The sequence below is a fragment of the Pseudoneobacillus rhizolycopersici genome (assembly GCF_054786815.1).
Genome location: NZ_JBTOOE010000003.1, coordinates 18,562 through 34,036, shown reverse-complemented (window position 1 = coordinate 34,036; position 15,475 = coordinate 18,562). Strand labels below are relative to the sequence as shown.

The 15,475-nt window shown below is 40.6% G+C and carries 18 protein-coding genes; 2 read left to right on the top strand and 16 right to left on the bottom strand.

Annotation, left to right across the window (positions count from 1 at the left end; genetic code table 11):
* Window positions 1-3 precede the first annotated feature (3 nt).
* The 5 genes from kynU to ACX9YW_RS04550 form a co-directional block, all read right to left on the bottom strand.
* Window positions 4-1,275, bottom strand: coding sequence for a kynureninase (kynU, locus tag ACX9YW_RS04570; RefSeq protein ID WP_460342482.1), 1,272 nt, complete (start codon window positions 1,273-1,275; stop codon window positions 4-6).
* A gap of 45 nt (window positions 1,276-1,320) precedes the next feature.
* Window positions 1,321-1,878, bottom strand: a complete 558-nt coding sequence (locus ACX9YW_RS04565) for a DJ-1/PfpI family protein (RefSeq protein ID WP_460342479.1) — start codon at window positions 1,876-1,878, stop codon at window positions 1,321-1,323.
* 21 nt (window positions 1,879-1,899) lie between these two features.
* Window positions 1,900-2,397 carry a GNAT family N-acetyltransferase gene (locus ACX9YW_RS04560; protein ID WP_460342476.1) on the bottom strand — a complete coding sequence of 166 codons (498 nt, stop codon included), beginning with the start codon at window positions 2,395-2,397 and terminating at the stop codon, window positions 1,900-1,902.
* Between the two features lie 155 nt (window positions 2,398-2,552).
* On the bottom strand, window positions 2,553-4,490 hold the full coding sequence (locus tag ACX9YW_RS04555; protein ID WP_460342473.1) for a WG repeat-containing protein: 1,938 nt from the start codon (window positions 4,488-4,490) through the stop codon (window positions 2,553-2,555).
* 194 nt (window positions 4,491-4,684) lie between these two features.
* Window positions 4,685-5,704 (bottom strand): 4Fe-4S binding protein, encoded by a 1,020-nt coding sequence (locus ACX9YW_RS04550; RefSeq protein ID WP_460342470.1) that lies wholly within the window; start codon window positions 5,702-5,704, stop codon window positions 4,685-4,687.
* Window positions 5,705-5,886: 182 nt separating this feature from the next.
* Between ACX9YW_RS04550 and ACX9YW_RS04545 the strand changes: the two genes are divergently transcribed.
* Window positions 5,887-6,351 (top strand): SAM-dependent methyltransferase, encoded by a 465-nt coding sequence (locus ACX9YW_RS04545; protein ID WP_460342467.1) that lies wholly within the window; start codon window positions 5,887-5,889, stop codon window positions 6,349-6,351.
* A gap of 70 nt (window positions 6,352-6,421) precedes the next feature.
* On the opposite strand, the gene ACX9YW_RS04540 is transcribed toward ACX9YW_RS04545, so the two are convergent.
* The 11 genes from ACX9YW_RS04540 to ACX9YW_RS04490 all read right to left on the bottom strand — a co-directional run bounded on the left by ACX9YW_RS04540 (window position 6,422) and on the right by ACX9YW_RS04490 (window position 14,584).
* Window positions 6,422-7,504 (bottom strand): PAS domain-containing sensor histidine kinase, encoded by a 1,083-nt coding sequence (locus ACX9YW_RS04540; protein WP_460342464.1) that lies wholly within the window; start codon window positions 7,502-7,504, stop codon window positions 6,422-6,424.
* 19 nt (window positions 7,505-7,523) lie between these two features.
* Entirely contained in the window at window positions 7,524-7,976 is a 453-nt protein-coding gene (locus tag ACX9YW_RS04535) for a GAF domain-containing protein (protein ID WP_460342461.1), read from the bottom strand.
* Between the two features lie 15 nt (window positions 7,977-7,991).
* Window positions 7,992-8,648: a response regulator gene (locus tag ACX9YW_RS04530; protein ID WP_460342458.1), complete on the bottom strand. Its 657-nt coding sequence runs from the start codon at window positions 8,646-8,648 to the stop codon at window positions 7,992-7,994.
* Window positions 8,645-9,322 (bottom strand): sensor histidine kinase, encoded by a 678-nt coding sequence (locus ACX9YW_RS04525; RefSeq protein WP_460342455.1) that lies wholly within the window; start codon window positions 9,320-9,322, stop codon window positions 8,645-8,647. Before ACX9YW_RS04525 ends, ACX9YW_RS04530 begins: the two co-directional genes overlap by 4 nt.
* 23 nt (window positions 9,323-9,345) lie before the next feature.
* The gene (locus tag ACX9YW_RS04520) at window positions 9,346-9,612 is read right to left on the bottom strand and encodes a hypothetical protein (protein WP_460342452.1); all 267 of its coding nucleotides are present in this window, start codon (window positions 9,610-9,612) and stop codon (window positions 9,346-9,348) included.
* On the bottom strand, window positions 9,599-9,916 hold the full coding sequence (locus ACX9YW_RS04515; RefSeq protein ID WP_460342449.1) for a hypothetical protein: 318 nt from the start codon (window positions 9,914-9,916) through the stop codon (window positions 9,599-9,601). The genes ACX9YW_RS04520 and ACX9YW_RS04515 overlap by 14 nt, the downstream gene beginning before the upstream one ends.
* Window positions 9,917-10,049: 133 nt before the next feature.
* Window positions 10,050-10,238 (bottom strand): hypothetical protein, encoded by a 189-nt coding sequence (locus ACX9YW_RS04510; protein ID WP_460342446.1) that lies wholly within the window; start codon window positions 10,236-10,238, stop codon window positions 10,050-10,052.
* Window positions 10,228-10,752: a Rieske (2Fe-2S) protein gene (locus ACX9YW_RS04505; RefSeq protein ID WP_460342443.1), complete on the bottom strand. Its 525-nt coding sequence runs from the start codon at window positions 10,750-10,752 to the stop codon at window positions 10,228-10,230. Before ACX9YW_RS04505 ends, ACX9YW_RS04510 begins: the two co-directional genes overlap by 11 nt.
* Before the next feature lie 15 nt (window positions 10,753-10,767).
* Entirely contained in the window at window positions 10,768-11,325 is a 558-nt protein-coding gene (locus ACX9YW_RS04500) for a 4Fe-4S dicluster domain-containing protein (protein WP_460342440.1), read from the bottom strand.
* Window positions 11,326-13,515, bottom strand: coding sequence for a molybdopterin oxidoreductase family protein (locus tag ACX9YW_RS04495; protein WP_460342437.1), 2,190 nt, complete (start codon window positions 13,513-13,515; stop codon window positions 11,326-11,328).
* Window positions 13,502-14,584: a hypothetical protein gene (locus ACX9YW_RS04490; RefSeq protein ID WP_460342434.1), complete on the bottom strand. Its 1,083-nt coding sequence runs from the start codon at window positions 14,582-14,584 to the stop codon at window positions 13,502-13,504. The genes ACX9YW_RS04495 and ACX9YW_RS04490 overlap by 14 nt, the downstream gene beginning before the upstream one ends.
* 302 nt (window positions 14,585-14,886) lie before the next feature.
* On the opposite strand from ACX9YW_RS04490, the gene ACX9YW_RS04485 reads away from it, so the two are divergent.
* Window positions 14,887-15,426, top strand: a complete 540-nt coding sequence (locus ACX9YW_RS04485) for a DUF3939 domain-containing protein (RefSeq protein WP_460342431.1) — start codon at window positions 14,887-14,889, stop codon at window positions 15,424-15,426.
* Window positions 15,427-15,475 lie beyond the last annotated feature (49 nt).

Here is a 15,475-nt window from a genome sequence, read left to right as displayed (position 1 = left end):
CCCCTAGGCAATGACTTCGCGTTTATTTTCATATTTCTCATAAAGCTTTTCTTCCATAATTCTTTTTAAAATTTGAACCGACTGCCAGACTTCCTCGTATGAGGTATATAAGGCAACTGGCGCTAGGCGTATAACATTTGGATTGCGATAATCCGGTATCACTCCATTTTCTTTTAATGACTTGCAGATTCGGGCTGCTTCCGGGTGCTCAAGAGCTACATGACCGCCACGGCGGTGGTCTTCGACCGGGTTGCCGATTGTAAACTGGTAGCCGCCTAATTCAGCTGCAACTATGTCCATTAAGTATTGGGTTTGCTTTATCGACTTTTCCCGAATCGCCTCAATCGTTGCCTCAGCGAATATTTCTAATGAGCCTACTAGTGGAGCGGTACTCAGTAAGTGTGGGGTACCGATTTGATAGGCACCTGCATCTGGTGCTTTAGTAAAGGTATGCTCCATATCAAATTGCTTCTCCTTGTCGGATCCAAACCAGCCAGTGAGGCCCGGTATTTTATCAAAATGTTTTTCATTAACATAAAGAGCACCAACGCCACCAGGCCCACTATTTAGGTATTTGTATGTACACCAGTAGGCAAAATCAACATCCCATTTGCTGAAGTGATGAGGAATTGCTCCAACGGAATGACAGCCGTCAAAACCGATGAAAATGCCACGTTTATGGGCCTCTGACGTTAATTTTTCCATATCAAGTAGTTGGCCACTTCGGTAAAGAACAGTTGGTAGGATGATTAATGCGACTTCATCAGTCATCGCAGCGATAATATCCTGTTCCTCAATCATTCTGCCATCTCGGCTTTTCACTTGGATTAGATGTTCCTTCGGGTCAAGACCCTTTAGTTGTAGTTGACTTTGCAAGGCATAGATGTCAGATGGAAAATTAAGCTCGTCAGCTAGGATTTTCGTGCGTTTACCTTGTGGTTTGTAAAAGGTTGCCACAAGCTGATGCAGGTTGGTTGTAGTACTAGCAGTGATAATCACTTCGTTAGGCTTTGCACCTACGAGTGGAGCGCACATGGCACCTAGTTTTTCCGAAAGGGTAAACCAAGCCTGCTTCCCGCTCATCCAGCCATCGATGGCGTATTTTTTCCAGGAATCAGCCATTTCGTAAAGGGATTGCTCAGAGCGTTTACTCATTAGGCCGAGTGAGTTTCCGTCTAGATAAATGGTGTTTTCAGGCAGATAGAACTCCTCGCGATAATGTTGAAGTGGGTCTTGTTGGTCCAGTGATTTGGCGTAATTGAGTGAGGTGATCATGATTTTCCTCCTTATATAGTTATTTGATAAGTTTAAAGGAGCATATTAAAAAGTTTTTACCTTCCTAGGGAGGTACCAATTCATATCAAAATTTAGCCCTAGTGCTTCTCCAAACATTTTTCCAAATTCAATAAATCCAGAACCCCTTGCTGTAATTAAATTCCCATCTTGGACCACTAATTCTCGTGAATAATTTTCTACCTCAAAGACTTCTAATTTCGGAAGAGCTTCTTCAGGGAGGCCAACAGTATAACGTTTCCCCTTGAGAACCCCAGCCTTTGCTAATAAAAAAGGCGAGCTGGAAATGCTGGCGATGATGGTTTGGTCGTTAGTGACATCTTTTATAAAATTGAATAGAGCTTGCTCATTTATGAGTGTTCCTACGTCCATACAGCCTGGCAATAGTAAACTATCAATCTCGTTTTGATTTATGTCATCGATTGACACGTCAGGTACGCAGGTTAACCCGGATTCCCCTTTGATGGGTTGATCTGTAATGCCGACAGTAATAATTTCTTTCTCGCCTTGCATTAATATGGATAATGCCACTGACAATTCATATTCGCTAAAGAGAGGATAAAGAAGGACTGCTGTTTTTTTCATTAACGATTTGACCCCCTTATTTTATAAAAGTTTGGACATATAGTACTCATTTACATATTTATCATTAATCTTTAACGAATCCCGTTTTGTGCCTTCTATTTGGAATCCCATTTTTTTGTAGAGAGCAAGAGCCTGGTGATTTTCTGAAACAACCGTTAGCTCTAAGCGATGAATTTGCTGTTGGTCTGCCCATTTAAATAACTCTTCAAATAACCTCTTCCCAATTCCACGCCCCCGATACCCCGGGGAGATTCCGACAACCAGGTAGGCAGAGTGTTTATTCTTCTCTGCAAATCCACCATCCGCTATTAAATAACCGATAAGTTCCTCTACATCTTCACAGACAAAAATAGCTGAATTGCTTTTATCCTGAAAAGCTTGAAGCATCTTACGACGAGCCTCCGGGTCTTTTTTTCTCTCCCCTGGGTTAAAAAGCATATAATTGGAGGAATTCTCCACCTGATGAATTAACTCTGCAAATTGAAATGCATCTTCAAGCATTGCTTGGCGAAATAACATTAAACATCCCCCCTTCTATACCTAAACATTACTTCAATAAAATAGACGCAATTCCCTTCCCAAAAGACTCGCAAAAACAAAAATACCACTTCACCCCATTAACGCATTAACGCGACCGGGGACAGTCCCCGGTCGCGTTAATGCGTTAATGTAGTTCAGTGGAAGGCGCGCCAGAATGGTCCTTCTTTGTTGATGATGGTGTCGATTTCGTTATAAGGGATTTTGAAGGTTGGGAATCCTGCTGCGTATGGGGCGATTTCGTAGGGTGTGAAGTAGATGTATAGATTGTTGTCATCGACATAGAATGGCTGGTGTGGTGCAATCCCTTTATAGGAATCCCGAAACACATAGGAATACTGTGGGTCTGTTTTGATTTGTTCTCCAATGATGTCACTCAGTACTTTAACATATGGGCTGCCTTGCTTGAATAGATCCTTTAACGCGTAAAACGCACCGCTCTCCAAATCTACATGGGCGTAGATTTTGGATGGCATTCCGTGAGCCGCTCCAAAAGGATAATGATAGCCGTTTAATTCGAAAATAATTAATCGCTTTCTAAAAAAAGGAACTTCAAAATCTCCTGTATAGCTAGAGTCCAACGGTTTCGATGGATTCATTTCCTTTACAGCTGAAAGTTCTGCAAGTCTTTGGTTCACCTTTTTTTGTGCAGCTGGAAACCGCATTCCGTGTACTTCCGGGTAGTACACTAAATAATCTTTATTTGGATTAAACTTTCTTTCAACTACGCGGAAACGGTGATCTATTCGAATCACTTGATTTTGTGACCAGACTAATAACCCTTTCAAATTATTGTATTTTAACCTCATGTCGATATTTGCTTTTATAAGTTCCCCTTCAAATGTCAATGTGCCATTTCCTTTCACAATAGGTAATCCCTTGGCAACGTGGCCACTTTTATCAAGGAAAAAGGTGTGGATTCCGTCTGTAGCGGATGCGTAACCATTTTGATAAGCCTGCACATTAAAAAATTTAAAATCGGTTAGGATATTACCATCAATATCAGCAATCGCATATTTAGAGCCTTTAAATGGGGCAGTTTCCTCAACTGCCTTTCCAAGAGCTACGCGGTTTTCGCCAAGCATCTTGATATCATTATAGATTGGTTGAATAGTCAATTTACCTGTTCGATCAATTAAACCGTACTGAAAACCGTATTGCCTATCTGTATTTACAATAGCTCTGCCATTCCGAAAAGCCTGAGCACCTGTGAAGGCTGGTTCAATGATGGTTTCACCTTGTTCGTTCATAAAACCAAACTTTCCACCATTTTCTTGTTGGAAAGTCATAAGTCCTTCACTCAGTTCGCCAACGAAGGCTTGGTCGTATGTGTTCAAAGTCTTTCCACTTAGATTGATTAATTGATAGTAGCCGTCCTGCTTTTTCACGACAGCTTTCCCATTAGAAAAATTGGTCGCTGATTGGTATCGAAGAGGAACAACCTCTTTGCCTTGTTTAGTTAAGTAGCCATATAAATATTGATTTTCCTCGTTTGTTCCAGAAAACAACGCTCTTCCGTTTTGATAATTTCCGATAAAGCTATAGGCTTTCTTCGTTAATACTCTTCCTCGTTCATTGATCACTTTAAAACCTTTGTCATCAATGACCGTAGCTCGCCCCTCGAAAAATGGATTAATCGAATCATATTTCGGATGTACAATGAATTGTCCATACTGATTAATTAAGCCATACTTCCCTCTAATTTTTACGACTGCTAGACCGTTTATTTGGAAATCTCCAGCATCCTCATATTTTAGTGGCGTTACAAATTTCCCCTTATGATTAATATAGCCCCACCTATTTCCACCTACCCCTTTAACCACAGCAGGAAATAAATTAATTCCTCTTACCCGAAATGGAAGGGTTCCTTTTGTCGTTGTGGACGCATACCAGTTTGTCTCATCGTGGATAAAAATCGTTGTGTAAATTTCATCTCTCAGTCGATAAGTGATTAGCATTTCCTTTTTTCCGTCCTGATTTACATTATTCAAGGAAACTGCCGGTTGCATTTGCCAATCATCCCATAAAAGCCGTGCCCCTTCCGGTAAAGCACGACGTAAGTCCTCAAAAAACATCTCCATCCCCCTCTTACACCCTCACTCCTACCCATCATATGGAAAAAAGCCAAAAAACGAGACTGTCCCCCTTAGCTCGTTAAAGCATGTGGCATACATTTAAAGGCACTCCGTCCTTTAAATAAGATAGAACAGTCCCGCAGCACTTTAACGCGGTGAAGTACTGCGGGACTGTCCCCCACCGCTTTAACGCGTTAATGTCCTATTGAGTTGATGTATGGGATGAGTTGTTTGAATTCTTCGTAGGTGATGTTGGTGTTCCAGTTTCCTGTTAGTTTGGCTATCACTACCATTAGGAAGAATAGACCGAAGAAAACTACCGGAATTAACCATTTGTTTACCTTTTTTGTTGCTACTGTCATGTTGAGGGTATCTTTAACCGGGCATGCTTCGACACAGGACATACATGCCGTACAGTCTGGTGTTAGTACTGCCTTTTTCTCATGGACCCTAATTCGCTGCGGACACACGCGAGTGCATGCCTGGCAATCAATACAAGTCTCTCTATTCCGTTTAATTTTTGTAACCCCAAATACCGACCCCAGTCCAATCATCGCCCCATATGGGCATAAAAAGCGGCACCAAAAATTCGGAAAGAACAAAGAAAGGATAAACACAATTAATATAACCTTTAAAGTTAACCCACCGAGCTGTAAGAAGAATAACAACATTTTTACATCCGATACCTTATTATAAGGACTTTGCAGAAAGTCCCAAGCAAAGTATAAAGGCATATCAAAAATGATCATTTTCGCAAAGAAGTATAGCAAAAAATATTTTAAAGGTAACAGCAGCCAGGTAAGCCACTTTGGGATGTCAAAATTTCTTCTAAAAATCATTTTCCCAAGCTTAGCTATCCATTCACTTATCGTCCCAATGGGACAAATCCAACTGCAGAAGGTCTTGCGGAAAAGTATCCCCGAGCCAACAAAAAACGTAAATAACAATAGACCCGCTGGATGGATTCGGTCAAACTCACCAGCTAATAACCACACCTTTAAAGCAACCAGCGCACTGATTGGTAAAAACCCCTCCACTGCTGGTGGTTTCTCAACATACGGTTCCAATCCTATAGACGCAAAATGATTATAAAACTGATAAAAGCGATATCCGACATACACTAAAAACAAACTGAAGGCTATTTGTACACCCATTCGTACATATTGAACAGGCTTGCGTTTAAACTGCCTTTTATGCCAGAGCATTGATTTCATTCCCCACACTCCTCCTAGCATTCTATTTACTTCACTATAGAAAACACAGGTGGCAAAATGTGTGATGTATATCTCTATTTTATAAATCTCCACAAAGTATACAAAAAGAGTTCATCAAACTATCAAACTTTCAATCTAAGTGGAAATAATTGTATAATGGGTCCAAAAGGAGGTAGCGTGCTATGAACGTAATTACAATAAAACCAATCGGGGTTGTTCAAACCACTCGTTCGGAGATTAAAGATGATGATTGGGGAGAAAATATTTCTACCATTGTCTTAGAAGGAGAACAATTTACAGAGGAAGTTGTTTATGGACTAGCAGATTTTTCGCATCTAGAGGTTATCTTCCACTTCCATAAGGTCGATCAGAGCAAAATCGAAACAGGTGCACGCCATCCGCGCAATAATCCAGAGTGGCCAAAGGTGGGTATCTTTAGCCAACGCGGGAAAAACCGTCCAAATTTACTAGGTGCCTCAGTTTGTAAAATCTTAAAAGTAGAAGGACTAACCATCACCGTGCAATCATTAGATGCCATTGACGGCACCCCAGTTGTTGACCTTAAGCCATACATGAAAGAATTTGCCCCAGTGGAACCGACAATCCAACCCCAATGGGCAACAGAACTCATGAGAAACTATTATTAAACATCATCCCCCTTTAGCGCTTTAAAGCATGTAGGGACTGTCCCCACATGCTTTAAAGTGCTAAAGTGTTTTAGTGTTTGTTCTCTGACTTAGGGATTTCGAGGATGATTTTGGTGCCTTTGCCGGGTTCGGAGCTGATATGTATGGAGCCGCCGACGGAGCGTGCGCGTTCTTCCATACTGAAGAGACCGACTCCTCTTGTCTCCTCGTCTATTACAAACCCTTTTCCAAGGTCTTCAATCATGACGCGAATGGTATCGTCCATTTCCCTTATCGTCACGGCTGCTTCACTCACTTCAGCGTATTTTCGAATGTTCGTTAACGATTCTTGAATCACTCGGTAAATCGTGGTTTCGACATTATAGCTTAATCGGCCGCTCAATGCACAATCAAATAGAACATCAATATGATAATGATCCGAATAACGATTCAAAAACGATCGTATGGCAGGGATTAATCCAAGATCATCCAGTACCGATGGTCGGAGTTCCCATGAAATGTCACGAACTTCCTCAATCAGCTCCTCGGCTTCCACCAACATCTGATCCAACAAAGGATGTTCCATCTCAGCCTTCAAACGATGAATCGTAATTAGATGGCTATACAAATTCTGACCGATTCCGTCATGAAGATTGCGTGATAGCCGTTTCCGCTCATCCTCTTGAACATTGATAATGCGGGTCATCATCTTCTGTAGTTCTTCCTCAACCCGTTTTCGATCAGTAATCTCATACCGAATCGATAAATATTGATAAGGACGACCATTTTCTTTTAAAAACGGAACAATTGTCGTGTCCACCCAATAGATGGTACCATCCTTTGCACGATTGCGAATTTCTCCCTTCCAAACCTGTCCAGATCCAATCGTTCGCCACATTTCTTTAAAAAACTCACGTGAATGATAGCCAGAGTTCACAATACGGTGGTCATTTCCTAACAATTCCTCGCGTGAGTATTGAGAGGTTAGACAAAAATGATCGTTTACATACTTAATCATTCCTTTTTCGTCCGTTATCGCCACAATCGATGATTCATCTAACGCAAACTTAAAGTCTACCAATTCCTGCATCGATTTTTTTAATTCATCCACAACCTCAACATAAGAATTCGGAGAGCTAGCCATGTCCATTTTTAGGTTTTCTTCCTGTCTCATAAGTGGTTGGCCTCCCAATTTATAAATGCATATGGCCTTTAATGGCCTCTTCTAAAAAAAGTGCTGTCTTTTTGACAAGTTTCTGCTTTTCATCCGAAAAAACATACTCACTACGATGGCCAACTAACAAAACCCCTTTAGGAATCCCATTAAAAAATAACGGCACTGCATACGAAGAGACTAATTTCTCAGCAAGCATGATCGGATAATCGGTAATTTTCCCTAATACATTCTCAGGAAAACTCGTTATCATCATTGGACTGCCACTTGAAATCACTCTTCCTGCAATACCTTTCCCGTAACGAACTGTTATTCTTTTGTATTTATCATTTGAATTTCCAGCAGCACAATGCCAGCGAACGTCTGGACCAACCTCGTTTTGGATCGCTAAGCCAACGAACTCTGCCTCCAAATTCTTTAGCAGGCTGGAACAGGTTTGGACCGCTATCGAACACTTCTTTAATTCTTCCATCTAAAACCAAACCCTTTATAAACCATAGCCCAATAACCCCTTTTTCAAAGCAAAGTCGACTAACTCAGGTCGTGTTTTCATTTGTAGCTTTTCCATCAGATTTCCCTTGTGGGTCTCTACCGTCTTCACACTAATAACGAGTTGTTCAGCAATCTCTTTATTTGAAAAACCCTTCGCAATCAATGTTAAGACCTCTTTTTCACGATCAGACAATAGTTGAAAGCTATCTGGTGCATGGCCGTTTTTAATTCCGCCTAAGTATTCTTCCATTAACCGTTTGGTTGCCGATGGATGTAAATAAGCATCCCCTCTAGATACCCCTTTTATCGCTGTCAGCAACTCGTTATGTGGTGCACTTTTTAAAATACAACCTGAGGCGCCAGCCTGTATCGCTCTAAACAAATATTCTTCGTCATCATGCATCGTTAAGATTAAAATATTGACTTCAGGCATCCGTTTTTTTAATTCCGAGGTTGCCGATAGGCCATCTTTTCCATGAGGCATACTTAAATCCATCACAACGACATTTGGTAAAAGCTCCAGCGCCATTTCAATTCCTTCATTTCCCTCTGAAGCTTCACCGACTACTTCCATTTCGGGATTGGCATTTAGGAGCATTTTTAACCCCATTCGTACAACGGCGTGATCATCCACTAATAGTATTCTGATCAAGGTAAACTCTCCCTTTTTTCCTCTTCAACTTCTAATGGAAGAGAAATTTCAATTGATGTTCCTTCTCCTATTTTAGAGGATATCACACAATCACCGCCAATGAGAACCATGCGCTCTTTCATTGCCGCCAAACCATAGGATTCTATTTTACCTATTTCAAAACCTTTGCCAAAATCATTAATTAGCACCTGAAGGCGTTCAGGGGACCAATCTATCGACATTTTCACATTAGACGTATCGGCATACTTGGCAATATTCGATAAAGCCTCTTGGCAGACGCGAAAAATGGCAATCGAGCTCTCGTTTGCAATTGGCTTTTCCACACCTCTTGATTCTATCTCCACCTCGATCCCAAAAGTGGAGGTATAAAGTTTCACATAGCTTTTCATCGCCGGGAGTAGTCCTAAGGTTGTTAGAGTCGGAGGATGAAGTTCAACGGATAAAAGGCGAATCTCCTGAATCGTCTTTTCCATTATTTGAGACATCTCTTTTATATAGGATTTTAAGTGTGATTGCTCGACACTGGCTTCAACAAATTGCAAACCGGTAAACATGCTGAATAACGATTGAGCAACACCCTCATGCAGCTCTAAGGCAATCCGTTTGATTTCTTCTTCTTGAGATTGAATGATATAAGAGCTGATTTTTTGTTTATCTGGTAAAAATGATCCCATAATAAACCTCCTCCTTCCCTACCTTATATTTTCCGAATTAAATAGTACAGTCCACTTTCCATATCATAAGCAGACCAATTATGTTCGCTCACGCTAACACTACTCGTTAATGGCACAGCGAAAAAATAAAACGTGTCAAAATAAATCCGTAAATGCGTCCCATCCGGGCAAAGCTCAAGCTTTTTGATTTTCTTCTCCACCCAAGGCGGCTGCATATCCTCTTGCGCATCATGGATGGCCACTTCAATTTTTTCACCAACAAATGGCTCTAACCCTTTAATGAGTTCCACAGCTGCCACATCCCTTTTTCGGATGATTCGGGTAGATGTATAGTTGGTAGCCCTGCAAATACTGCCAAAACGCATCGCCCGCTTTTTCCTCTAAATAATGAATCGTATCCTCTTCCGACTGCCAAGGAGCCATCCCTTTCACTTCAGCCACAACAATGTCAGCACCTTCAGCCGTTTTTTCATCCAGGTACCAGTTCAAGCGGATTCCTTGAAAAACTTCTTTCAACAAGCTATCGATTTCTCTGGAAAATCCGCCTTGCTGTTCCCGGACAAAACATAAATCTAAATATGCCTCACTATTCACGCCCGCTCACCACCTTTTTTCTATTGTCTAGCTCCAAGCGCCATCGGCTCGAGGTCTTAAGCCAATCACTTCAGAAGGCAAAAACCGCCTTCTGCAACGCTCGTCTTAAGCTTGTCGCCTAAAAATTAGCGCTTTACGCTTTTCGTTGATCGCGTTTATAAACGTACAAAGCAATGGGGAATAGCACGATATTTAAGCCCATGTATACTAATGTTTGCACATAATTTTCATAAAAAAATTGGTGAACCATTTTTTGCGTAAACACGATATTCAGTAATAGAATCCCACAAAGAATCGCCAGACTTAGATTACTACGCTTCATAACGCTTCACCCTAACTGCATAAATTGCACCATCTTTAACTTCCACTTCGATACCCGGCAACGGTCTTCTTGGTGGCCCTGCGGTTGGCGCCCCCGTTTCGACATCAAATTTGCCATGGTGACATGGACAAATCATTTCATTTTTATCCTTCACCCAAAATACAGGGCATCTTAAATGTGTACAAGCATTCTGATAAGCGACAAACTTATTATCCCCAAGGCGAATTAACAGGGCACTATCATGCTCACCAGGAAAGGAAAACTCGACTGCATCACCAATGGCCACCTTGTCAAGATCAGCAATTTTTTGATGTGGATACTCTTTATTGCCTAACCCAAGTAGCTCTTTCGAAGCAACCGCTCCCCAAGGAAGGGAGGATACAGCGAACACACCTGCTGCACCTACCAATGTTTTCATAAAGCCACGGCGGTCTAACTTTCGTTCATTATTACGGTTTATATTATGCGTATAATTATCTTCATCAAACGGGATTCGGTTATTTTTATCCTTCATTGTAAAATCCCTCCTCTAATACAACTTTGTGATTCCCTGTAAAATACCAGGAAGATTCACTCGTACATTCGTTTCATTTTCTAGATGAACACTAGTTACCCATTTATCATTTTTTACATTAAATTGCTTTTGTTTTTGGGCAATTTCCTCATCTGTTAACCATTGCAACGTGTTTGTCGGACAAACACTCGCACACATTGGCGGGATACCATCTTTACTGCGGTCAATACATAGGTCACATTTATACATTAAATTTTGCTCTGTATCAAATTTCGGGATTCCATATGGACAGGCAATTGTACAGTTTTGACAGCCAATACATTTTTCGACCAATGCCGAAAGAACAGCTCCTGTTTCATGAATTTGAATAGCCTGTGCCGGACAACTTCTTGCACATGCCGGATTCACGCAGTGAAGGCACATAAGAGGCATAGTCTGAGTATTAACTAACGGGTTCACATCATATACATAATTTCGGTTACGCTCTTCATGACCACCACATTGTGTACATGCTGCCAAACACGATCTGCAACCTACGCAATTTTCTAGTTCTAAATAGAGCCTCTTGTTCATTTAATTCACCTTCTTTAAGTCTATTTTTTCGATTTGAGCCGCACATGCTTTAAATTCCGGCATTCTAGAAATCGGATCTAATGCACCTATCGTTAATTGGTTAATAGACAGTTCATGTCCCCAACTGTACGGAACAAATACCGTGTCCTTACGAATTGCTTCCGTAATTTTCACTTTATAAATCGCTTCTCCTCTACGAGAGAATAGGCGAACTCTTTCCTCATGGGAAATGTTATATTTTGCTGCCGTTTCCGGATGTACCTCTACATATGGCTCTGGGCACATATCTTGTAAAAATTGAATTCTTCTCGTTTGGTTACCTGATAGATAATGATACACGACACGGCCAGTTGTTAAGCGTAACGGATATTCTTGATCCGGTTCTTCTGCTGATGGCCTATATGGTAATGCGAAAATTTTCGCCTTCCCATCCGGATGATAAAACTTCTTATCTAAAAACATATGTGGAGTTCCTGGATCGTTTTCGTCCTTACATGGCCAGAAGACACCGTCTTGTTGCTCGATTTTTTCCCAAGTTGCTCCATAATAGTCTGCGTAACCACCCTTTGAAGCTAAGCGGAATTCATCATTAATATCTCTTGCTGTTTTTAAATGTGAAAAATACTTCCCACGCCCTAAACGCTCAGCTAGTTCCACTTGGATTAACCAGTCAGGCTTTGACTCACCTAAAGGCATTTGCGCACGATTGATTTTAATTGTACGACCTTCGACATTAGTTGTTGTTCCTTCGTCTTCAGCCCATGTTGTTGTCGGTAATACGACATCTGCAAATTCAGCTGATTCTGACAGATAGAAATCGACACAAACCATGAAATCTAAGTTCTTCAGTTGTTGATGAACATAATTTAAGTTTGGTGATGAAACAGCCGGATTTGAACATAGTAAGTACAGTCCACGAATTACTTTCTGTTCCATTAAACCGAACATTTCATAAGCGGATACACCTTCTTTTGGCATTTCCTCTGGCTCAATCCCCCAAACACTTGCAACGTATTTTACATGCTCAGGGTTGGCAATTTTACGGTAACCTGGTAGAGCATCCGCTTTCTGACCATGCTCACGGCCGCCCTGACCATTTCCTTGACCCGTAATCGTTGCTACTCCAGCCTTTGGACGACCAATGTTTCCTGTTATTAAAGCCATATTTACATAGGCGGAAACGTTATCTACACCTTTAACCTGTTGCTCGATACCACGAGCGAACAGCACAATCGCATTCGGCGCTTTTCCGTAAAGCTCTGCTGCACGAATAATTTTCTCAGGAGCAACTCCAGTGATTTGGCTGGTATATTCCGGTGTAAACTCTTCAACAACAGCTTTCATTTCGTCAAAGCCGTTTGTATGATTTTTAATGAATTCTTCATCGACATGACCATTTTTAATCAATAAGTGTAAAATTCCGTTCGCCAATGCTAAGTCTGTCCCTGGTCTTAAATCAAGGTGAACGTCTGCTCTTCTAGCAATTGGCGTTTCACGAGGATCAGCGATAATTAGGTACCCGCCCCGCTCCTGTACTGCCCAAATACGGAACATTGATGTCGGATGACATTCTGCCGTATTGCTTCCGGCAATAAATAAGCAATCTGTTTCATGAATATCTGTCCAAGGAAGTGTTGAACCTCTATCAATTCCTAAAGAACGATTTAATCCTCCGGCAGCACTTGACATACAATAGCGTCCGTTATAGTCGATATAACGAGTTTGTAATCCTACACGCGCAAACTTTCCAGTTAAATAACACTTTTCATTTGTCATTGATACTCCACCGTAAACAGATAGAGAATCTTTTCCATAATTCGTTTGAAGATACTGGAATTTTTTTACAATTAAATCATAAGCCTCTTCCCAGCTTGCCTCACGGAAACCATTTTTTGTTCCTTTAAGGGACTGATCATCACGGATTAATGGTTTTAAGATTCGATCTTGATGGTTTACTTGCTGGTAGGCGGTAACTCCTTTTGGACACATTTTCCCTAATGTTACTGGCCAATCATAACGGGGCTCAACACCGATGATTTTGTTTGTTTTTGTATTAACACGCAGGTACATACCGCATTGCATGGCACAGTAGCTACAGTGTGTTTTCACTAATTCTTCATCTGGATGATGTAAGTTTTCTACTTCTTTAAAGAAATGATCTCTCGGGTTTTTGTAGTTAACCTCTTGCATTTTGGTTTGCCTCCTTAACCTTCACCTGATGTGTAGGTGCTCCTGAAAATTGTGCGATTCTAAATTTACGACGACATGGTAAGCAAAGCTCAGCAAGGTGGAAGCCTTCCTTCTTTGCAAATTCGATATCATTAATGCCAAGAACATTGATTACATCATTTGCTTGTTCAACTGAAACAAAGTGATTTCCACAGTTCTTACAAGCTTTCGGTGCTTGCTCCATATAGTGCTCACGATAATTTCTAGCAAAAACACTTAATGGTCTGAAAGGAATATGGGCCAACTTCCCAAATGGAAGATAGATTAGTGTGATAATAACTGACCATTGATGGATTAAGGACATAACCGGATGACCCCAACCATGTAAAAAAATGTTACTAAACGTTAATGCTAAACCTGTTAAACTGACAAATAACAACATATATAAAGGTAAAAAATCGTACATAAAAGTTTGCTCTGCTCGAGCTTGCATGTTTTTTAAACGACGGTATAAAACCATACAAACACCTGCAATAACCATAATAGCGGTAATATTTAACGCGTTATAAGACAGTTGTGCGATAATTCCTTCCGCCGGTACAGTCATTAATTGAATACCCATAAAGATGATATGGTACATGCCATTGTCATCCATCGTAAAATACATCCAACCAAATACGAGTGGGAAAGTAACAAAACAAGAAAGAATACAACCGCCACCGATTAATATATGCTGTGCCCAACGCCAAATCCCACGATTCCAGATAAAGCGGTAAGTAACTAAATGCTCAACAGATGTTTGTGGAGTGCTTTTTCGGAAAAGAAGTTTGATTCCTTTTTTAATAAAGATCTTGGTTGGTGGTCTTTCGCCCCAAGCAATAAAGCGGTAGAAAAATCCGCCAAGGAACACTATGGTTCCAACCATATAACCATAGAGGTTTAAGTCAACATGGGTGAACATGCGGGTACCGATAAAACTTAAAATAATTAAGCCCAATACACTTAAAAACATGGACTTGGCAAATTTGGAAGCAAAGGCATTGTTGATATTTGTTCCTGCTTTTTTATTTGTAGACGTATTAGCCTGCATCGTATATCCTCCTCAAAAAAATAACACTCGCTTTTCTTACCTTAATTGTAAGAGGGGGAGAGTGTTTTCAAGTATAGGGGAACTCCCCCATCCTAAGGGGAAAAAACCCTTAGAAACGGGGAGTTTGTGTCTAAGTTATTACAATCGACATTGATTATCATTGTAACCATCATCTCACTCTACCTTTGACTAAAGTGTCTGAATTGTCTAAAATATAAGTGAGGACTATTTAGGTTGTAACCTCATTCCTTCCAGCTTGATTTTCGTTAACTGAAGTTTAAAAGTAGAAAGAAGGTGGGATTATGATGATTGCTTTTTGGGGTTTCATCGCTTTGGCCATTTTTATTGGTTTCCTTCTATTTTCTAACTCAGCCGAAAAATCAAAGGGCAAAGAAACGTCCTTAAAAGCATATCCCAAAATTGTTTTAACAAAAGAAGAGGTTCGTGATGCGGTGCGAAAGTATTCAGAGGGTCTACCAAAAGGGGTCTATCGAACGATTTTAGTCGATGATGATCATAGTATTAATTTCGAAAACCTTGCGCCGATTTTGAAGGGAACACCCACTACAAAATTTTATATGTCTAAGGAAACGTATGATATTTTTGAAGAAGACGAAAAAGACATTCCCCCTCTAATGGACCAAATTCAAAAAGCGGTGGATGCCTACCGAAGGGATCATCAAGAATTTCCGACGTTGCCATTTGACCCATTGCGCAAAGTAAATTACTACCTATTAAGAAACGAAAATTATATAGATTTCATGCCAAATGTTGAATTTTACATTACCGATTATGATGGGATTATTTCGCACGTTAAACCAAAGAAAATAAGGAATTCATAACGATTATTATCCAAAACAAAAGGACTTTGCCGAATAATTCTCAGCAAAG